Annotated in this window: 16 protein-coding genes; 13 read left to right on the forward strand and 3 right to left on the reverse strand. The window is 70.5% G+C overall.

The window, feature by feature from the left end; translation table 11 throughout:
* Positions 1 to 38: 38 nt before the first annotated feature.
* The 13 genes from HV824_RS28610 to HV824_RS28670 all read left to right on the forward strand — a co-directional run bounded on the left by HV824_RS28610 (position 39) and on the right by HV824_RS28670 (position 16,222).
* Positions 39 to 1,271: an aminotransferase class I/II-fold pyridoxal phosphate-dependent enzyme gene (locus HV824_RS28610; RefSeq protein ID WP_176421033.1), complete on the forward strand. Its 1,233-nt coding sequence runs from the start codon at positions 39 to 41 to the stop codon at positions 1,269 to 1,271.
* Between the two features lie 35 nt (positions 1,272 to 1,306).
* Positions 1,307 to 1,837: a MaoC family dehydratase gene (locus HV824_RS28615; RefSeq protein ID WP_176421034.1), complete on the forward strand. Its 531-nt coding sequence runs from the start codon at positions 1,307 to 1,309 to the stop codon at positions 1,835 to 1,837.
* A gap of 4 nt (positions 1,838 to 1,841) precedes the next feature.
* A complete protein-coding gene (locus HV824_RS28620) occupies positions 1,842 to 2,840 on the forward strand; it encodes an NAD(P)H-quinone oxidoreductase (protein ID WP_176424691.1) in 999 nt (332 codons plus the stop codon).
* Positions 2,833 to 3,105, forward strand: coding sequence for an acyl carrier protein (locus tag HV824_RS28625; protein ID WP_176421036.1), 273 nt, complete (start codon positions 2,833 to 2,835; stop codon positions 3,103 to 3,105). The genes HV824_RS28620 and HV824_RS28625 overlap by 8 nt, the downstream gene beginning before the upstream one ends.
* Complete coding sequence (locus tag HV824_RS28630; protein ID WP_176424692.1) at positions 3,102 to 4,496, forward strand: aminotransferase class III-fold pyridoxal phosphate-dependent enzyme; 1,395 nt, start codon at positions 3,102 to 3,104, stop codon at positions 4,494 to 4,496. The genes HV824_RS28625 and HV824_RS28630 overlap by 4 nt, the downstream gene beginning before the upstream one ends.
* A complete protein-coding gene (locus HV824_RS28635) occupies positions 4,493 to 4,927 on the forward strand; it encodes a thioesterase family protein (protein ID WP_176421038.1) in 435 nt (144 codons plus the stop codon). Before HV824_RS28630 ends, HV824_RS28635 begins: the two co-directional genes overlap by 4 nt.
* Positions 4,876 to 5,406, forward strand: coding sequence for a 3-hydroxyacyl-ACP dehydratase FabZ family protein (locus HV824_RS28640; protein ID WP_176421039.1), 531 nt, complete (start codon positions 4,876 to 4,878; stop codon positions 5,404 to 5,406). The genes HV824_RS28635 and HV824_RS28640 overlap by 52 nt, the downstream gene beginning before the upstream one ends.
* Positions 5,400 to 6,521 carry a beta-ketoacyl-[acyl-carrier-protein] synthase family protein gene (locus tag HV824_RS28645; protein ID WP_176424693.1) on the forward strand — a complete coding sequence of 374 codons (1,122 nt, stop codon included), beginning with the start codon at positions 5,400 to 5,402 and terminating at the stop codon, positions 6,519 to 6,521. The genes HV824_RS28640 and HV824_RS28645 overlap by 7 nt, the downstream gene beginning before the upstream one ends.
* Positions 6,522 to 6,619: 98 nt before the next feature.
* Positions 6,620 to 7,105, forward strand: a complete 486-nt coding sequence (locus HV824_RS28650) for a coronafacic acid synthetase (protein WP_368738118.1) — start codon at positions 6,620 to 6,622, stop codon at positions 7,103 to 7,105.
* Entirely contained in the window at positions 7,098 to 8,501 is a 1,404-nt protein-coding gene (locus tag HV824_RS28655; protein WP_176421042.1) for a class I adenylate-forming enzyme family protein, read from the forward strand. Before HV824_RS28650 ends, HV824_RS28655 begins: the two co-directional genes overlap by 8 nt.
* A gap of 4 nt (positions 8,502 to 8,505) precedes the next feature.
* Entirely contained in the window at positions 8,506 to 13,338 is a 4,833-nt protein-coding gene (locus tag HV824_RS28660) for an amino acid adenylation domain-containing protein (protein ID WP_368738119.1), read from the forward strand.
* Positions 13,339 to 13,557: 219 nt separating this feature from the next.
* Positions 13,558 to 14,364: an enoyl-CoA hydratase-related protein gene (locus HV824_RS28665; RefSeq protein WP_176421044.1), complete on the forward strand. Its 807-nt coding sequence runs from the start codon at positions 13,558 to 13,560 to the stop codon at positions 14,362 to 14,364.
* 19 nt (positions 14,365 to 14,383) lie between these two features.
* Positions 14,384 to 16,222, forward strand: coding sequence for an AMP-binding protein (locus tag HV824_RS28670; protein ID WP_176424694.1), 1,839 nt, complete (start codon positions 14,384 to 14,386; stop codon positions 16,220 to 16,222).
* Between the two features lie 56 nt (positions 16,223 to 16,278).
* Here the strand turns inward: HV824_RS28670 and HV824_RS28675 are convergent, their stop codons facing one another.
* The 3 genes from HV824_RS28675 to HV824_RS28685 all read right to left on the reverse strand — a co-directional run.
* A complete protein-coding gene (locus HV824_RS28675) occupies positions 16,279 to 17,247 on the reverse strand; it encodes an alpha/beta fold hydrolase (protein ID WP_176421046.1) in 969 nt (322 codons plus the stop codon).
* Positions 17,244 to 17,933 carry a DUF2071 domain-containing protein gene (locus tag HV824_RS28680; RefSeq protein WP_176421047.1) on the reverse strand — a complete coding sequence of 230 codons (690 nt, stop codon included), beginning with the start codon at positions 17,931 to 17,933 and terminating at the stop codon, positions 17,244 to 17,246. Before HV824_RS28680 ends, HV824_RS28675 begins: the two co-directional genes overlap by 4 nt.
* Before the next feature lie 37 nt (positions 17,934 to 17,970).
* Positions 17,971 to 19,612 (reverse strand): methyltransferase (locus tag HV824_RS28685; protein WP_176424695.1); only part of this gene is annotated, 1,642 nt, incomplete at its 5' end.

The raw sequence follows: 19,612 nt of genomic DNA on the forward strand, positions 1-19,612 counted from the left end.
CCCGCCTCCCCTTCCCAATGCCCCCAGGAGGAGTCCACATGGAAGCAAGCAGCGAGCAGAGCGTCTTGGGTCCCCGGCGCTACCGCAACAACGAGAAGCTCATCGCCGTGGGCGACCGTGGCTGGCAGCACGCCAAGGACAACGGGCTCATCGGGCTCAAGGTGGACTTCGAGTCCAACAACCGGCTCGTCGATACCTGCACGAACCACGCGTTCATGACGCTCTGCTCGTGCTCCTACCTGGGCCTCAACCACCACCCGAAGGTTCTGCAGGGCTCCATCGACGCGCTGCGGGAGGCAGGCACCAACAGCCTGGCCATGTCCACGCTGCGCATCCGGCTCAACCTGATGGCGCGCATGGAGGAGGGCCTGCGGGAGCTGTACGGCTGCCCCACCCTGCCTGGCGCCACCTGCAGCGCGTTGACCGCGGGCATCCTCCCGCTGCTCGCCTCCGGCCACGTCACCGAGGACGGCAAGCCGCGCGTCATGGTGTTCGACCGCTTCTGTCACTTCTCCATGGCCTACATCAAGCCCATCTGCGGCGATGAGAGCCTGGTGCTGACGAGCCCGCACAACGACCTCAACTACCTGGAGGACGTCTGCAAGAAGTACCCCCGCGTGGCCTACGTCGCGGACGGGGCCTACTCCATGGGCGGCCTCGTCGCGCTGGAGGGGCTGCTGCAGCTCCAGGAGCGCTACGGGCTCTTCCTCTACATTGATGACTCACACTCACTGTCAATCACCGGCGAGCACGGCGAGGGGTACGTCCGCTCGCGGCTGAAGATGAACCCGCTGACAATGATTGTCGCCTCGCTGGCCAAGGCGTTCGGCAGCTCGGGTGGCATCGCCATGCTGGGCAGCGAGCAGAGCTTCGACTTCCTCTACCGGAACGCGGGGCCGCTGGCCTGGTCGCAGAATCTCCAGACGCCCTCGGTGGGTGCGTCGCTGGCCAGCATCGAGCTGCACCGCTCGCCGGAGCTGCGCCAGCTCCAGGACCAGCTGCAGCGCAACATCCAGCTCTTCGACAGCCAGTTCCCTTCGCCGCACGCGGGGAACGGCATGCCCATCCGCCTCATCCAGGTGGGCGAGGAGGAGCGCGCCATCCGGCTGTCCTCCGAGCTGTACCAGCGGGGCTACTACTGCTCGGCGGTGTTCTTCCCCGTCGTCGCCCGAGGCGAGGCGGGCGTGCGCGTGATGATGCGCGCGGACATGACGGAGCAGCAGGTCCGCACCTTCTGCGGCGACGTCAAGGACATCCTCTCCCACTTCTGACCGGTCCCCACCTTCGGACCACGAGGACACGCACCATGGAGGGCACCAGCATCACTGGCTACAAGCAGCTTGGACCGCAGCGGTACCGGGAGGTCCTCGGCTTCCACTACGAGGACTTCACCGTGGGGGACGTGTTCGAGCACCGCCCCGGCAGGACGGTGACGGAGGCCGACAACGTCCTGATGAACACGCTGAGCATGAACCCGTCGCCGCTGCACCTGGACGCGGCGTACTGCGAGCAGACGGTGTGGGGCCGGCCGCTCATCTCCAGCCTGGTGACGTTCAGCATCGTCTGCGGCATGAGCGTGCGCAGCACCAGCGGCCGGGCCACCGCCAACCTGGGCTGGGACAAGATCCGCCTCACGCATCCCGTCTTCGCGGGCGACACGCTCTACGCGGAGAGCCGAATCCTCGCCAGGCGCCTGTCCACCCGCCGTCCTGGAGAAGGAATCATCACCTGCGAGACGGTGGGCCTCACGTCGAAGGGCGAGGCCTTCCTCTCCTTCGAGCGCAGCTTCCTGGTGCCCACCCGCGAGCGGGCCGTCGAGGAAAGGGCGAGGTACTGACGCCATGCGCGCCGTCGTCTTCGAAGGCTCCGGGGGACCGGAGGTGGTGAAGCTGCGCGACGTCCCCAGGCCCGTGCCCACGCGGGAGGCGCTGCTGGTGAAGGTGCATGCCACGGCGCTCAACCGCGCGGACCTGCTCCAGCGGCAGGGCGAGTACCACGTCCCCGAAGGCCAATCCCCCATCCCCGGCGTGGAGGTGGCTGGCACCGTTGAAGCCTGGGGCGAGGCGGTGAAGGGCTTCACCCGGGGGCAGCCCGTCTTCGGAGTGGTGGAGGGCGGCGGGCTGGCCGAGTACTGCCTGCTGGACCAGGGCATGGCCCTCCCCGTCCCTGCTGGCTTCGACTTCGCGGAGGCGGCGGCCACCGCGGAGTCCTGCCTCACCGCCAACGAGACGCTCTTCACGCTCGGCGACCTGAAGCCAGGCCAGGCGGTCCTCATCCACGCGGCGGCCAGCAGCATCGGCACCACCATGGTGCAGATGGCCCGGCATGTGGGCGCCACCACCTACTGCACGGTGGGCTCACGCAGGAAGGTGGACGCCCTGCGCGCGCTGGGTGCCGACGCGGTCTTCGACTACCGCGAGCAGGACTTCGTCCACGAGGTGCTTCAACTGACGCGCGGCGAGGGCGTGCCGCTGGTGATGGACTTTGTCGGTGGCGCCTACCTGGAGCGCAACCTGGCGGTGTTGGGCCACGAGGGCTGCCTCGTGATGGTGGGGCTGCTGGACGGCATGTCGGCGCAGGTGGACCTGCTGCGCATCGTCCAGCGCCGCTTGCAGCTCAAGGGCTCCTCGCTGCGACTGAGGCCCATGCGGGAGAAGCGCGAGGTGAACGCGCGCTTCCGCCAGCGATGGATGGAGGTGCTCGCCCAGGGCGGGCTGCGCCCCGTCATCCACGCACGCTACCCGCTGGAGGACGCGGAGACGGCGCTCGGGGAGATGGAAGCCAACCGCAACATCGGAAAGCTCGTGCTCACTTTGGAAAGGAATGCCAGCCATGCATGAAGCGCTGACGGAGAGCCTCAAGAAGATCCTCATCAACAACCTGTTCGTGGAGCTCCCCCCGGAGCAGATTGGCGTGGACGACGGGCTGCAGTCCGTCATCGGCCTGGACTCGGTGGGCTTCCTCGAGCTGCGCGTCATCTGCGAGGACGAGTTCAACGTCCGCATCTCCGACGAGGACTTCAACTCGGACAACTTCCGGACGGTGAATCAAATCGCCTCGCTCATCGTGGGCCTGAAGACGGCCGCCCAGGGAGGCGCGTGGTGAAGGTGCCCGCGCCCGGAGGAAGCCTGGAGGCGGCGGACGTGGACCGGCTGCGCGCCGGCCAGGCCCTGCAGATGGACCACTATGGCGGCGGGCGTCTGCCCTTCGCCTGCGTCCAGGCGCGGGGGCTCGTCCAGCACCTGGTTCCCCTGGAAGGCGAGAGCGCCGGCCGGGTGCTGGAGGTGCTGGACGCGAGCGGCGGCTACGCCAGCGCCTGTCTGGGCGCGGGCCATCCCTGTCTCGCGCCGGCGTTCCGGGACGGCCTGGAGCGCGGCTACGTCACCGATGAGCTGGGCTCTCTGGAGCGGACCCTGCTGCTGGAGGAGCTGTTCGGCCCGGGTGGCCGCTGGGCGGACCGCTTCCCAAGCAGCGCCTACCACGCGAGCGGCCGGAACTCCGGCTCCGAGGGCCTGGAGCTCGCGCTGCGGCTGGTGCTGGAGTCCGGGTTCGACCGGCGGCGGCTGACGGTGAAGGCAGGCCGAGAGGCACGGCGGACGGTGCTCGCCTTCGAGGGCGCCTGGCATGGCTGGACGGGCGGCCTGGTGCCCCTGCTCAACCGCCGGCACTACCGCCTGGGCTTGCCCCCTCCGGCCTCCGAGCCCCCCTTCGGCCTGGACGTGGCGTTCCTTCCCTTCGGCGAGCGGGAGCCGCTGGAGCGCTTCTTCGCCGAGCAGGGCTCGAAGCTGTCGGCGGTCTTCGTCGAGCCGATTCAAGGCGATGCCGGAATCCTCGTCCCACCCCCGGGCTACCTGCGGCGCCTCGCCAGCCTGTGCCGTGAGCACGACGTGCTCCTGGTGGCGGATGAGGTGCTCACCTTCGCGAAGACGGGCCGCTGCTTCGCCATGACGGACGAGGAGGGGCCCATCCCCACCGACATCACCGTCATCGGCAAGAGCCTGGGCATGGGCGCGGTCTCCACGTCCATGGTCATCGCGCGGCGTGAGCTGTCCGTGCGCTCCAGCGGCGCGGTCTCCACGTCGGACCTGCGGCCCCTCACCTGCGCGCTCATGCGCGCGGGGCTCCGGTACGTCTCGGAGGAGCGCCTCGTCGAACGAGCCGGAGCGCTGGGCACGGAGCTGCGCGAGCGCCTGCGTCGCGACGTGGTGGAGGCCTTCCCGGAGCTGTTCCTGGAGGTCCGCGGCCTGGGCTACATGAACGGCATCGAGCTGACCGAGCGCGCCGCGGGCAGCCTCGCCCGTCTGCGCCACCGGCTCCTCGAGGCTGGCGTCTTCGTGGAGTTCATGGCCGGCGCGGGCAAGCGCTCTCACGGGCTGCGCTACCTGTTCCCCGCCATGCGCATCGCGCCGCCGCTCATCGCGGGCGAGGACGACCTGCGGCGCATCGTCGAGCGCATCCAAGAGGGCACCCGGAGGTTCGTGGAGGCGGGGCGATGAGCGGCGCCCATCCCGCTCCACCGTGGAGACACCGGGTGGAGCACGTCGACACCGATGCATCGGGAGTCGTCCACTTCTCTCGTTATGCCTCGCTGCTGGAGACGGCGGCGCTGGAGGAGCTGGAGCGCAGTGGGGCGGGGCTCGGGGCGCTCGAAGTACAGGGGCTGGACCTGCGCGTGCGGGAGCTGCGTCTCAGCTATCGCGCCGCCGCGCGCTTCCAGGACTGGCTGCGGCTGGATGCCCGCCTGGAGCACGTGGGCCCCGCGAGCCTCAAGCTGGGCGTGACAGTCTACCGCGAGGGCTCCGCGCCCGAGCCGGTGCTGCTCGCCGCTGGAAGTCTGGACATGGCTGTCGTCAACCGAGAGAGCGGAGAACCCACATGCATTCCATTGACACTCAGCGCCGCGCTCAAGCGGTCACCCTCCCCCTGAACCCGACGGAGCGTCAGCCCAAGCCCCTGGGCTTCACCGCCCTGCGCCAGTGGCTCCGCCACCGGCACCCGATGATTCTCCTGGACCGTATCGTCGACCACGAGCCCGGGAAGTTCCTCGACGCCCTCATCTCCATCTCAGGGAACCTGGACTGCATCGCCGGGCACTTTCCCGAGCGCGCCATCTATCCCGGCAGCAACCTCATCCAGGCCTTCGCGCAGGCCGGCATCATCCTCTACCAGATGAGCACCTCGCCGCTGGCCGAGGACGAGTTGACATTGATTGGCTCGGCGGAGAGCCGGTTCCTCCAGGTCGTCGTCCCGGGGGACCAGGTGCTGCTGCGCGTTCAGGTGAACCGTCTGGCCGGAGGGCTCTTCGTCTACTCGGGCAAGGCGATGGTGGGCACCCGCCGGGTGGCGGCGTTCCGCGCCAGCCTCATCCGCGCCAAGGTCTCGGAGCTGGGCTCGCCGCTATGGTAGCGCCCGTCGCGGTGACAGGGGCCGCATGGAGCACGGCCCTCGGACACGGGCTCGACGCCGTGTGGCGGCGGCTGCTGGCTGGCGAGCAGGGCTTCGTCGAGGTGGACTCCCCGCACCGTCTGCGCAACGCCCTGGCCGCGGTCACTCCTTCAAACGGTGAAGGTCCCGCCTTCCGGCTGCGGCGCCTGGCGGTGATGACGCTCGGCCGCGCACTGGCGGAGGCGGGGCTGGTCGCGGGCGGCGCGGACACGCGCTTCGTGCTGGGCACGAGCCTGGGCGCGTGGCTCGACGATGCGCGTGAACGGGAGCTGCCGCTCCACGCCTGGGCGGACGAGGTGGCCCGTGAAGTGGGCGCGCGCGAGGCGCCGGTCAGCCTCTCCACGGCGTGCTCTTCGGGCTCCGACGCCATCCTGGTGGGCGCGGAGCTCATCCGGTCCGGCGCCGCGGAGGTGTGCGTCTGCGCCGGCGTGGATGTCCTCACGCCGAGCAAGCGGCTGGCGCACTCGGCGCTCTCCACCATGTCGCCGACGCGGCCACGGGCCTTCGATGCACGGCATGACGGCATGCTGCTGGGCGAGGGCGCCGGATGCCTCGTGCTGGAGTCCATGAAGCATGCGCGGGACCGCGAGGCACCGCTGCTCGCCGTCTTCCGGGGAGCAGGCTCGGCCAACGACGCGGCGAGCATGACGTCTCCAGACCCGGCCGCCACGGGCGCGCGGCTGGCGATGGAGCGCGCCCTCTCGGATGCAGGGGTGGCCCCCGTGGACGTCGGCGTCGTCAACGCGCATGGCTCGGCCACGCCCGCCAACGACCGCGCGGAGGCCGAAGCCCTCCGGGCCCTCTTCGGCGCGGGGCCGTCCCCGCTCGTCTTCGCGACGAAGGGCGCGTTCGGCCACACCCTGGGCGCCACCGGCGCCATGGAGGCGATTGCCCTCATCCTCGCGCTGCGCGAGGGCGTGGTGCCGCCCATCGCCGGCCTGGAGCAGCCCGAGAGCGACTTCCCCTGCCCGCTCCCCATGGGCCGGCCGGTGCGACATGAGGAGCGGCTCGGGCTGAGCCTCACGCTCGGATTCGGAGGCTTCGACACCGCGCTCGTCTTCGAGGCCCCACGATGACCGTGACATCTCTCGCGAGCGCGTCCATCGTGCTCCGTGGCAGCGCCGCGACGCGGAGCGATGGTGCAAACCCATACGCGGCACGGGTGAGGACCTCCGTGCGCTACGCCGACCCGATGGCCTGGGCCCTGGTGTGCGTCATTGGCGAAGCCACCGAGCCACTGGGTGAGGGCTTCCGGTCCGCGGTGGACCGGTGCGCGCTCATCCAGGTCGGTCCCGAGGCACCGCTCGAAGCCATGACGCAAGCCGCGAGCGAAGCGCTGCGCGGGTTCGCCTCGCCCATCCGGTTCCCCGCCGCCACGCCCAGCGCGCCGGCGGGCCTCGCCTGCATCGTCCATGGGCTCCGCGGTCCGACGCTCGCGTTGACGCTTCCCGTGACGGACGGTGCCGGCATCGCCCTGGCGCTCGCCGCGGCCTGGCTCTCGCGAGGCGTCGTCGACTACGCGCTCATCGCGGCCACGGCCTCCGTGCCCGGCGGCGCGCCCCGGGCCGCGTGCGGGGTGCTCTCGCGTGGCGAAGGCCCCGCGGTGGACCCGGCGCGCCTGGTGAAAATCCTTCAGTCCGAGCCTCGCCCCCATGACTGAGCTCGCCACGGACCTCGCGGGCCTTCCCTTCTCATCCATCCAGGCGTTTCTGGGCCGCGTCCGGGACCTCACCACCCCTCAGCCGGTCCAGCCCGTGGCGCAGCTCGCGGCCGAGTGGCGGGCTCGCGGGCTGCGACCGGGAGACGTCGTCCTGCTGGCCCTGCCAAACGGAGCGGAGCTGCTGGCACAGACCTTCGCCGTCCTCGCCGCGCGAGGCGTCCCCGCGCTGGTCTCCCCTTCGGCGCCCGCCGCACGGCAGCAAGCCCTCGTGGAGTCCCTCCCGGCCCGTGCGCAGGTCACCATGCGCCGCCCCGCGCCCCTGGCCCAGGACGTGGACCGCTTCACCCTGGGCGGAGCCGAGGTGGCCCTGTTCTCCGAGGCGCAGCCGCCAACCGCGCGGCCCGGGGAGATGGTGCTGCTCACGTCGGGCACCTCGGGCTTCGCCAGCGGCTGCGTGTTCGACCTCGATGCGCTCTTCCGGAACGCGAGCCGTCACGCGGACGCCGTGGGCCTGCGCCCCAACGACACCGTGCTGGTGAACCTGCCGCTCTACTACTCGTACTCGCTGGTGGCGCAGGCCTTCGCCTCGCTGCTCCGGGGTGCCGACCTGGTCATCAGCGGGCCGCCCTTCCAGCCCGCCGCGTACCTGCGCGTGCTGAACGCGCAAGGCATCACCGTGTCCGCCCTGACGCCGCTGCTGGTGCGCGCGCTGCTCCAGCAGGGCGGCGGCTTCCCGGAGGGCTTGCGGTCGCTGGGTGTCGGAGGCGATGTCCTCTCCCCCGAGCACGTGGCGCAGCTCCTGCGCCAGCGTCCGCGAGGGGAGCTGTACCTCACCTATGGCCTGTCAGAGGCGGGCCCACGGGTCGCGACGCTGGCGGCCCACGCCGAGCCGTCCCACCGCTTCGCCTCCGTGGGCCTGCCCCTCCCGGGGACGCAGGTGTCGCTCGCCCCTTGCGGCCCCGGCAGCCAGCAGGAGCTGCTGGTGTCCTCGGACACGCTGATGAAGCGGCGCATCGGCCTGGTGGAAGGCGAGAAGCGTCACGCGTGGCGCGGCCCCCTCCTGCTGGCCACGGGCGACATCTTCGACATCGACGCGGACGGCTATCTGTACTTCCAGGGACGGCGGTCCGACTTCCTCGTGCGAGGCAGCGAGAAGATCTGCATGGCCTCCGTGCGCCGCGTGGCCACCACGCTCCCCGGCGTGCTCAGCGCGCGCACGCAGGTCGTCACCGGCGCGGAGGGAGACGACTACGAGATGGTCCTCACCATGGCCGACGAGAGCCGTCCCAGGGAGCACCTGACGGAAGCGCTCTCCCGCCTCCTGCGGCTCGCGGAGCGCCCGCGGCGCATCCACGTCGTCTCCGCCGATGGCGCCACCGCCGCGCTGCACAAGTAAGCCCGTGCCCTCCTACCCAATCGTGAAGGACCTTCCGATGACGCTCGCCACCCCGAATGCCAGCCACCAGCCCCCGCGCACTTCGACGGAGGAGGTCCTCTGCGAGCTCTGGAGCGCGCTGTTGGAGGTCGAGCCAGTGGGCATCCACGACGACTTCTTCCAGCTCGGCGGCCACTCCCTCATCGCCACGCAGCTCGTCTCACGGCTCAACGAGGTCTTTCACCTCCGGTTCCCGCTGCCCAGCATCTTCGATGCCCCCACCATCGCGGAGCTGGCGGAGGCCATCGAGGCCGCGCGGGGAGCCACGGCTCCAGAGCAGGAGCTCGCCCTGCGTCCCGGCACTCATGGCGGCGACGTCCCGCTCTCCTTCGCGCAAGAGCGCCTCTGGTTCATGGAGCAGCTCCATCCCGGGACGGCCACCTACAACATCCCCGTCTTCTACCGCATCACCTCGCCGCTCGACGTCGGCGTGCTCCAGCGTGCGCTCGATGAAGTGCTCCGCCGTCACGAGGCGCTCCGAGCGACCTTCGCCGCCGGCGAATCAGCGCCTGTCGCGCGCATCGCGCCGCCGCGCGAGTTCCCCCTGTCGCGCATCGACCTTCGCCACCTCCCCACCGAAGCCCGCGACGCGGAGGTCTCGCGCATCACCACCGAGCAGGCGCAAAGGCCCGTGGACCTCCTCACCGGGCCCCTCATCCACGGCACGCTGCTCCGGGTCGGAGAACAGGACCACCACCTCCTCCTCCTGGTCCATCACATCGTGTCCGATGGCTGGTCCGTGGGCGTCCTCATGCGCGAGCTCAGGACGCTCTATGCGGACTTCGCGGCCGGTCGTCCTTCGTCGCTCGCCGAGCTGCCCATCCGCTATGTCGACTTCGCCACCTGGCAGCGGGAGTGGATGCCAGGACCGAGCCAGGAGCGGCTCCTCCCCTACTGGCGCAAGCGGCTCGCCGGAGCCCCGACGCTCCTCGCGCTCCCCACCGACCGTCCACGGCCACAGGTCCAGCGGTTCAAGGGCACCCGGCGGACCTTCCACCTGGCTGGGGAGACGACGCTGGCCATCGACGCGCTCTGCCGCGGGGAGCGCACGACGCTGTTCATGACGCTCATGGCGGGCTTCAGCGCCCTCCTCCACCGCTACTCCGGGCAGGAGGACCTGGTGCTCGGCTCCCCCATCTCCGGTCGCATCCGGCCGGAGGTGGAGGGCCTCATCGGCTTCTTCGTCAACACGCTCGTCCTGCGCAATGACCTGTCGGGCAACCCACGCTTCGTGGACCTCCTGGCCCGCGTGCGCGAGGTGACGCTCGGCGCGTTCGCACATCAGGAGCTCCCCTTCGAGAAGCTGGTCGAGGCCCTTCAACCCGAGCGCACCCTCCGCCATGCACAGCTCTTCCAGGTGATGTTCGTCCTGCAGAACGCGCCCACGCTGGAGGCGGCTTCATCCGCCGCGCTCCAGCTCGCCGCCACGGCGGAGTCGTGGGAGGTGAACACCGGGACGGCGAAGTGCGACCTCATCCTCTACATGGCGAGGACTCCCGAGGGCCTCCGCGCCAGCTTCGAGTACGACACGGACCTCTTCGATGACGCGCGCATCGAGCGCATGGCCGGGCACCTCCAGGTGCTGCTCGGGGCCGCTGCCTCCAATCCGCTCCAGCGCCTCTCCGAGCTTCCCCTGCTCACGCCCGCCGAGCGACAGCGGGTGCTGCGCGAGTGGAACGCGCCTTCCGCAGACTTCCCTCGCGACCTCTGCGTCCACGAGCTCTTCTCACGTCAGGCCGCTCGGACGCCGGACGCCGTCGCGGTGTCCTACGGCGCGCACGCCCTCACCTATCAGGAGCTGGACGCGCGCTCCAACCAGCTCGCCCACCACCTGCGCGCGCTTGGCGTGGGCCCCGAGGTCCTCGTCGGACTGTGCGTCGAGCGCTCCGTGGACCTCATCGTCAGCATGCTCGGCATCCTCAAGGCAGGGGGCGCCTACCTGCCGCTGGAGGCGTCGTACCCCGCCGAGCGGCTGGCGTTCATGCTCGAGGATTCGCGCGTCGGGCTCCTGCTCGTCCACGACGCCCGGCGCCAACACCTGCCAGCGTTCCAGGGCCCTGTTGTCCGCATCGACGCGGATGGGGACGCCATCTCCCGCCACTCCGCCCTGCCGCTCCCCCCTGTCGCCAGCGCCGACAACACCGCGTACGTCATCTACACGTCGGGCTCCACGGGCAGGCCCAAGGGCAGCGCCATCCTCCATCGGGGCGTCGCGGCCCTGCTGTTGAACTCCGACTTCGTCCACTTCACCCCGGAGGACCGCGTCGCCCAGGCCTCCAATGCATCCTTCGACCCGAGCACGTTCGAAATCTGGGGCGCGCTGTTCCACGGCGCGCACCTCGTCGGCATCACCGCCGACCCGGCCCGTGAGCCCCACGAGCTCGCCGCCCAGGTCCAGGCCGAGGCCATCACCCTCATGTTCGTCACCACCGCGGTGCTCCACCTGCTGGCGCGTCAGGTGCCGGACGTCTTCCGCCACGTCCACACGCTCGTCTTCGGCGGTGAGGCCGCGGACCCGCTGGCGCTGCGCGAGGTGCTCCGGCACGGCCCGCCCCGCCGGCTGCTCAACGGCTACGGCCCCACCGAGTGCACGGTCTTCTCCACCTTCGAGCCCATCGACGCGCCGCCGCCGCTCGGCCACCCCGTGCCCATCGGCCGCGCCATCACGAACGGCCCCGTCTACCTGCTGGACAAGCACCTGCAGCCGGTGCCCATCGGCGTCCCCGGCGAGCTCTACGTCGGTGGCGAGCGCCTGGGGCGTGGCTACTTCAACCGACCGGAGCTCACCGCGAGGAGCTTCGTCCCCGACCCCTTCAGCACGCAGCCCGGCGCCCGCCTCTACAAGACGGGAGACCTGGGCCGCCACCTGCCCGACGGCCGCATCGAGTATCTGGGCCGCGTGGACCTGCAGGTGAAGATCCGTGGCTTCCGCGTCGAGCTGGGGGAAATCGAGGAGCAACTGCGTCAACACCCTGCGGTGAAGGACTGCACGGTGGTGGCGCTGCAGGCTGGTGGGGACCGCAAGCTGGCGGCCTATTACGTCGCCCGCGAGCAGGCCCCCGCCCAGGCCTCGCTGCGCGGCTGGCTGCGAGCGCGGCTGCCGGAGCACATGGTGCCCGCGTCCTTCACCTTGCTGCCCGCGCTGCCGCTGACCCACAACGGCAAGGTGGACCGGCGCGCCCTGCCCACGCCCGAGCCGGCCCAGGGGGACGCCTCCAGCTACCAGCCTCCGCGGACCTTCACGGAAGAGGTGCTCTGCCGGCTGTGGGGCGCGCTCCTGGAGATGGAGCGCGTGGGCATCCATGACAACTTCTTCCACCTTGGCGGCCATTCGCTCCTCGCCACCCAGGTCGTCTCACGGGTCCGCGCCGAGCTCGGCGTGGAGCTCTCTTTGCGGACGTTGTTCGCGGAGCCCACGGTCGCCCAGCTGGCGAAGCACCTCTCCGGCGCGGAGCCAGCGGTGGCCCTCGCGCGTCCGGTGCCGCCTCTTCGCAGGGTGCCGCGTGACGGGGCGATGCAAGTGTCCTTCGCCCAGGAGCGTCTCTGGCGCTTCTTCCAGCGGGCGCCTGAGTCCAGCGCCTACAACATCCCCCGCGCGTTCCGGCTGGTCGGCCCGCTGGAGCCACGCCATGTCGAGGCGGCGATTCAGGGCCTCATCGCCCGGCACGAGGCGCTGCGCGTCACCTACTCCGAGGAGGACGGCGTGCCGGTGCAGCGCATCCAGCCGCCGCCCCCTTTCCAGCTCCGGGAGGTGGACCTGCGCGGGAGGGAGGACCGCGAGGCGGAGGCCATGCGCGACATGCTGACGTCCGCGCTGCGCCCATTCGATTTGACACGAGGGCCCCTGTTGCACGCGTCACTGCTGCGGCTGGAGGACGAGGAACATGTGTTGTTCTTCTGCATGCACCACATCGCGTCGGATGGCTGGTCCCTGGGCGTCCTCGCGCGCGAGCTGAGCCGGCTCTACACGGCCAGCGTCACGGGTGGAGCTGCAGGACTGCCGCCGCTGGACATCCAGTACCCTGACTACGCGGCGTGGCAGCGCGACTGGCTGTCCGGAGAGGAGCTGCGGGAGCGGATGGGCTTCTGGCGCAACGCGCTCAAGGGGGCACCCACGCTGCTGAACCTCCCCACGGACCGGCCTCGGCCGGCGACTCGGACGTTCAACGGCCTCCGCCAGCCCATCGACCTGGGTGGAGCGCGCAGCCGGGCGCTGCACGCGCTCTGTCGCCGCGAGCAGGTGACGCCCTTCATGGCGCTGCTGGCGGCCTTCGGCGCAGTGCTGGCCCGACGTTCAGGACAAGAGGAGGTTGTCATTGGCTCGCCCATCGCCAACCGCCTCCAGCCGGAGCTGGAGCCGCTCATCGGGATGTTCGTCAACGGGCTGTGCCTGCGCGTCAACCTGCGCGGGGAGCCGAGCTTCCGCGAGCTGCTCCGACGGGTGCGTGAGGAGACCCTGGCGGCGTATGCCCATCAGGAAGTCCCCGTCGACCAGGTGGTGGCGTCGCTTGGAATCGAGCCGCCAGCGAACCGAACCCCGGTGTTCCAGGCGATGTTCGTCCTGCAGAACACGCCCACCGCGCCGCTGGCGCTGCCGGGCCTCACCGTGACACCGGTGCCTGTCAACCGTGGCTCCGTCACCTACGAGCTCACCCTGGCGCTGACGGAGACACCGGACGGCTTCTCCGGAACGTTGGAGTTCAACACCGACCTGTTCGAACCAGCCACCGCGGAGAGACTGCATGCGGACCTGGTGGAGCTGCTGGACGTCGTGCTGGTGAACCCTGACCTGATATGAAGGAAGCGCCCCGTTCGGTCCGACAGGGCGCCGGACCCGGGAGATGCATCGCAAGAGTCATGGGCGACCCGGCCCGTCAGGCGATAGACAGACGTGTCACGCCACGACGCCAGGACAGCCCGGCGCCGCGCATGACTCCGAGATACGTGCTCACGACACGCAACTTCACCCCGAGAGAAGCTAGCCTTCGGGGCATCTCTTCCGCGCAAGGAACTCTGAATGGCGACAGTCCGCTTCGACGTGCAAGGCCATGTGGCGCTCATCACCCTGGACCGTCCGGAGGCGCGCAACGCCCTGGACGCGCAGATGGCGTACGAGCTGGCCGAGGCGTGGGAGCGGCTGCGCCGCGACGAGGCGCTTCGCGTGGCCATCGTCACCGGCGCGGGCGACAAGGCCTTCTGCGCGGGCGCGGACCTGGTGAAGACCATTCCGCTCCTGTCCGGGGCGCGCAAGCCGCAGGACCGCTATGAGGAGGCGCTGGTGGCGGACCGGAGCTTCGGCTGGAAGGCCATCCTGCGCGACTTCGACTGCGAGAAGCCCGTCATCGCCGCCATCAACGGCCACGCCGTGGCCGGAGGCATGGAGCTGGCACAGGCCACGGACCTGCGCGTGGCCTGCCACGAGGCCCTCTTCGGTCTCCAGGAGGTGAAGTGGGGCCTGTTCCCCGCGGGCGGCTCCACGGTGCGCCTGCCCCGGCAGCTTCCCCAGGCCCACGCGATGGAGATGCTGCTCACCGGCGCGCTCATCCCCGCGTCCCAGGCCTTCTCGCTCGGCTTCCTCAACCGCGTCGTGTCGCGCGAGGAGCTGCTCCCCACCGCCTTCCAGCTCGCCGAGCAGATCGCCGCCAACGGCCCGGTGGCCGTGCGCCTCATCCGCCGCGCCGTGCGCGAGTGCCAGGGGCTGCCGCTCCAGGACGCGCTGCGACGAGAGCTGGAGCTCGCCGAGCCCATCTACCAGACCGAGGACGCCGTGGAGGGCCCCCGCGCCTTCCTGGAGAAGCGCCCCGCCCACTTCAAGGGTCGCTGAGAGCCACCAGGAGCCCGACATGACTACCAACGCCCCCTACCGTCCCCTCGCCATGCGCGGCCCCAACGTGCGCGTCCAGTCCCGCCCGGATGGCTCGCTGCGCGTGGAGAGCGGCTATGTCTACGAGGACGTCGAGCGCAGCATCGTGCATGTCCTCGCGCGCCAGGCCCGCGCCCACCCCGAGCGCGTCTTCCTGGCCCAGCGCGCGCCGGACGGCGCCTGGCGCCAGGCGACGTACGCGGACGTCCACCGACGCGCGCGCGCCGTCGCCCAGGCCCTGCTGTCCCGCGCGCTGCCCGAGGGGCGCTCGGTGATGATTCTCTCCGGCGGCTCCATCGAGTTCGCCGTGGTGATGCTCGGAGCCATGATGGCGCGCGTCCCCGTCGCGCCCATCAGCGTGCCCTTCTCGCTGTGGAGCACGGACCACGGCAAGCTGCGCCATGCCTTCGCCGTGTGCCGGCCCGCCGTCATCTACACCGACGACGCGGACCGCTTCGCCCGCGCCCTTCAAGCCCTGGACCTCACCGGCGTGGAGGTCGTCACCGCCACGGGCACCCCGGCCGTGCCCCGGCACTCGCCGCTGTCCGCCTGGCTGGACACCGCGCCGACACCGGAGGTGGACGACTCCATCGAGCGCATCCGCCACGACACGGTGGCCAAGTGGATGTTCACCTCGGGCTCCACCGCGCGCCCCCGCTGCGTGGCGCAGACGCAGGGGATGATGTGCCACCAGCTCGCGAGCTGGGCCGCGCTGGAGATGCCCGCCTCGGACCGGCCCGCGCCCGTCATCCTCGACTGGATGCCCTGGAGCCACGTGGGCGGCGGCAACATCGGCTTCAACCACAACCTCCTGCGCGGGGCCACCGTGTACCTGGATGAGGGCCGCCCGATGCCCGGGCTCTTCGAGCGCACCATCGCCAACATCAAGAGCGTGTCGCCCACGGAGTTCTCCTCCGTCCCGGTCGCCTTCCGCATGCTTGTGGACGCCCTGCGCACGGACGAGGCGCTGTGCCACGCCTTCTTCCGCCGCCTGGAGACGATGGCCTACGGAGGCGCCGCGCTGCCCGCGCCCGTCGCGCACGAGCTGCAAACGCTCGCCGTGCGGACGGTGGGCCACCGCATCCCCTTCACCACCATCTATGGCGCCACGGAGACCCAGTGCATCACCCAGGTGCACTGGACCACCGACGAGACGGGGCTGGTGGGGCTGCCCCTGCCGGGCGTCCAGCTCAAGCTGGTGCCCACCGATGACCGCTACGCCCTGCGCGTGCGCGGGCCCACGGTGACGCCGGGCCATGACCTCGAACCGACGGGGAGGCAGGGCTTCGACGAGGAGGGCTTCTACGAGCTGGGGGACGCGGTGCGCTTCCTGGACCCGGCGCGCCCCGAGGCGGGGCTCGTCTTCGCGGGCCGGCTGGCCGAGGACTTCAAGCTCAACACCGGCACGAGCGTGGCCGCCAGCGCGCTGCGCCAGCAGGTGCTGAGCACCGCCACGCCGCTGCTCTCCGACTGCGTCGTCTGCGGCCTGGGCGAGGAGGCCGTCGGCGTCCTGGCCTGGCTCAACCCCAGCGCCATCACCGCCCTGCTCGGGCCCGCCCCGGACGACGTGCCGCCGCACGCGCGCCAGGACGTGCTGGCCCGCCTGCGCGAGGCGTTCGAGGGCCACAACCGCGCCTTCCCCGGCTCCTCCCAGGCCATCCGCCGGCTGCTGCTCGTGGCGGAGCCGCCGTCGTTCGACACGCACGAGCTGACGGACAAGGGCTCCATCAACCAGCGCGTCGTCCGCGAGAATCGCGCGGAGCTGGTGCGGGAGCTGTTCGCCCCCGGGCCCGGCCCCCGCGTCCTCGTGCTGGACTGAGCCCCGTCCACGCCGCGCGGCCGGGCGCGCGCATCGCCCGGCTGCTTGCGTGGACGTCAGGCGCCAGCGGCCCGCGCCCCCAGGGGCAGCCCCTGAAGGAAGGTGTCGAGCGGCGCGACGAGCGCCTTCATGCCCTCGGGGGTGGTGGGCCAGTGGCCCTGCCCCGACAGCTCCACATAGGCCTTGGGGATGTCGCCGAGCTGTTCGTACGTCTTGCGGCTGTACTTCATGGGGAACATCCGGTCGTTCTGGTCATGCATGACGAGGAACGGGTAGCGCACGTCGCCGAAGGGGACGCTCTTCCGGTAGTCGGACATCACGCTGACCATGGCCCTCAGCGTGCAGCTTCCGCCCACCAGCGGGTCCCTCCCGTAGGCTTCGTTGAACTCGACGGAGTCCGACAGGCGCGAGTACTGGAGGAAGGCCTTCACCGGCACGCGCACCTTCGGCAGGAGCTTCGCCAGCCCCCGGAAGGCGCTCACCACCAGCGGCATGGCCTTGCCGGGGCTGAACTCCGTCTGGATGAACTCGCGGTCGCTCGGGTCCACGCAGGCGTACCAGGCCATGGCGTCCACCGGCGTGCGCTCGGCGGCGAGATAGGACGTCATGCCCCCGAAGCTCAGCCCGAAGGTGACGACGGGGCCGCGGAACTCCTGGCGGGCGCGCTGGATGACGTCCACCAGGTTGCGCACGTGCGCCTCCAGCGTGTAGTCGCCCAGGCCGTGGCGGTCCAGGCCGCAGCCCTCGAAGTCGAAGGTGATGACGTTGTAGCCCCGCTCGCGCAGCAGCAGCGCCGGGTAGGCGAAGAGCCGTCCGTAGGACACCGAGCCCGGCACCAGGATGATGACGGGCCGCTCGGGGCGCTCACCCGGATAGAGGTCCAGCGCGTGGGAGCCGCGCTGTCCGCGGTACGTGCTCTCACGCACGTGCCGCGTCCATTGCCGCAGCGTCTCCTCGCCGCCATACCAGCGCAGCAGGTAGTTCTTCCAGTACTCGGAGCCCGAGTAGGGCAACGGGCCGCTCACGCCCGGGGCCTCGAGATGACCTCGAAGGGCTTCCAGATGTAGTCGATGATCTCCGTCACCTTGTAGCAGGCGCGCGGCTCGGCGGACTTGAAGAAGTTGGTCTCGAAGTCCTTGCAGTGCACCTGCTTGAGCGGCCAGCGGTAGCGCTCGATGACCACGCGCCGCACCACGCCCTCGGCGTTGACGGTGTAGGCGCGGTCCAGCGTGTTGGCGATGTCCTCGATTTCAGGGTCGGCCGTCACCGGGGCGTGGTCATCCAGCTCGTAGCGCACGAAGCGGTCACCGGTGCGCAGGTCCACGCGGTCGCCGGTGCGCGTGGTGACGCAGGACTCGATGACGATGTCGGTGAAGAGCTTGAGGCCCGCGCGGGCCATGAAGCTGGGCGAGCGCACCGCGGTGAAGTACAGGCCCTTGTCCTGCTTCTCCTCGTTGTACTCGGCGTCCTCCAGCAGGGTGCGGAAGAGGAACGCCTGGTAGGTGGGGCGCAGGGGCGGGGGCAGGAACTGGGGCCCCATGTTGTGCGGCGTCACGTTCACCAGCGACACCACGGACTTGCCGCCCACCGAGCGGACCTTCAACTGGGAGGGGATGTGCTGCTTCATCTCGTCCAGGTCCACGGTGAAGTGGACGATTTCGATGTCGTGCAGCTTGCCGGCGAGGGTGATGGGGAGGTCTTTCAGGCTCATGAGGGATGGGCGTTGCGTTGGAGTGAAGAGATGACGACTAGGGATTGAGCAGGGCCTGAAGGCGGGCGTTGACCTCGTCCTCGGACATGGCGTCCACGTCCTGGGGCGGCTCGCCCGCGGCCCGCGGCGGCTCGGCGACAGGGGCGGAGCGCTTCAGCCCCGCGAGCATCCGCTCGACGTGGGCCTCCAGGCTCAGGTCCTCGAAGAGCTGGGCAATGGGCAGCGACAATCCCAGCCCCTTCTCCAGCACTTTCTTGAGCTGGAGCCCCGTGAAGGAGTCGAAGCCCAACGCGATGAACGTCGAGTCGAAGCGCACGGGGTCCTCCTTCGGGAGCTGGAGGACCTCGCGGATGCGCTCCTCCAGGAAGGCCTGGAGCTGGCGCTTCGCCTGGACGGGGTCCTCCGACAGCGCCAGCGCGCCCCGGGACGCGGTGGCGCGCGCGGCGCCGGGGGCCGTGGCGCTGGCCGTGCGCGGAGCCTCGAGCGGGAAGCGCCCCTCGGCGTCCGCGTGGGCGACGATGTCCGCGTAGGCCTGGGGCGCCTCCAGGTGGCGCTGGTTCATCGAGAGGAGGATGTCGCGGCTGAGGAACGGCTCCTTCTGGAGCGTGAGCACCAGGTACTGCGCCAGCCCCGTGCCCAGCAGCTTGCCCAGCATGTGGGGGCCCACGATGAAGGCGCTCTCGGCGGCGGTGATGTTCTGCTTGAGCCGCGCCATGGCCGCGTCGTACTCGCGGTCATCGAAGAAGTTGCTGATTTCGCGGCTCAGGTCCACGCAGCCGATGATGCGCAGGCCCGCCTCGGCGAAGAGCTGCGCCCACGCCTTGCGTGGCAGCAGGTGGGCCTCGGACTCCTCGTGGCGGAGCGTCTCGTCCACGGTGGAGACGATGTCCGAGGCCACCAGCAGGCCACCGTTGGCCAGGTGCCGCTGGATGTTGTCCAGCACGCCGCGCTTGTCCTCGATGTGGTGGATGACCTGGAACGCCTGGATGAGCTCGTACTGGTCCGGGAACTCGTCGCGGGAGCTGTCGCGGTTGAAGAGGCGGATGCTGTCCTGGAGTCCGCGCTCCTTCACCTTGCGGGCGCCCGCCTCCACCTGCGCGAGGGTGATGTTGTAGCCATCCAGCTTGAGGTGCGCGTGGTTCTTCGCCAGGTCAATGAGGTCCGACGCGTAGCCGCAGCCGATGTCGAGCACCCGCCGGATGGAGGAGAAGTCCACCGCGCGGTAGGTGACGGCGCGCAGCTCGCGCAGGGCCTCGCCGTAGACGCGCTCGAAGTGGACGTGGTCGTCCTCGGGGAAGAGGTCCGGGTAGAAGACCTTGAGCCAGGAGAAGCCCTGGGGCACCTCACGCAGCGGGGCCCAGTGCAGGTACAGCTCCTGGCCGCGCGTGTTGAAGCGCTCGAAGGAGCGGCCGAAGTCGGAGTACACGTCCGCCACGCCCACGCTGCCCGTCTCGCTCGAGGCCTGGAGCTGAGAGGCCACGCGGACCACGGACGACGAGGCCAACGGCACGCGCGGCTGGGGCGCGGGCTCGGCGTGCCAGTGGCGACGCCGCTGGAAGGGATACGTAGGCAGGGGCACCGTCCGCCGCGCATACGGCTTCTCGTACTCCCCCCACGCCACCTCCACCCCCTTCACGTACAGCGCACCCAGCGCCTCCAGCGCCGTCTCCCACTCGCCC

It is taken from the genome of Myxococcus sp. AM009 (assembly GCF_013372605.1).
Classification (GTDB): domain Bacteria; phylum Myxococcota; class Myxococcia; order Myxococcales; family Myxococcaceae; genus Myxococcus; species Myxococcus vastator.

Excerpts from the sequence above, each read along its gene's own strand:
- HV824_RS28615 (WP_176421034.1), top strand. The coding sequence starts at position 1,307 with ATGGAGGGCACCAGCATCACTGGCTACAAGCAGCTTGGACCGCAGCGG.
- HV824_RS28640 (WP_176421039.1), top strand. The coding sequence starts at position 4,876 with ATGCATTCCATTGACACTCAGCGCCGCGCTCAAGCGGTCACCCTCCCC.
- HV824_RS28680 (WP_176421047.1), bottom strand. The coding sequence starts at position 17,933 with ATGAGCCTGAAAGACCTCCCCATCACCCTCGCCGGCAAGCTGCACGAC.
- HV824_RS28655 (WP_176421042.1), top strand. The coding sequence starts at position 7,098 with ATGACTGAGCTCGCCACGGACCTCGCGGGCCTTCCCTTCTCATCCATC.
- HV824_RS28625 (WP_176421036.1), top strand. The coding sequence starts at position 2,833 with ATGCATGAAGCGCTGACGGAGAGCCTCAAGAAGATCCTCATCAACAAC.
- HV824_RS28610 (WP_176421033.1), top strand. The coding sequence starts at position 39 with ATGGAAGCAAGCAGCGAGCAGAGCGTCTTGGGTCCCCGGCGCTACCGC.
- HV824_RS28645 (WP_176424693.1), top strand. The coding sequence starts at position 5,400 with ATGGTAGCGCCCGTCGCGGTGACAGGGGCCGCATGGAGCACGGCCCTC.
- HV824_RS28670 (WP_176424694.1), top strand. The coding sequence starts at position 14,384 with ATGACTACCAACGCCCCCTACCGTCCCCTCGCCATGCGCGGCCCCAAC.
- HV824_RS28665 (WP_176421044.1), top strand. The coding sequence starts at position 13,558 with ATGGCGACAGTCCGCTTCGACGTGCAAGGCCATGTGGCGCTCATCACC.
- HV824_RS28635 (WP_176421038.1), top strand. The coding sequence starts at position 4,493 with ATGAGCGGCGCCCATCCCGCTCCACCGTGGAGACACCGGGTGGAGCAC.
- HV824_RS28620 (WP_176424691.1), top strand. The coding sequence starts at position 1,842 with ATGCGCGCCGTCGTCTTCGAAGGCTCCGGGGGACCGGAGGTGGTGAAG.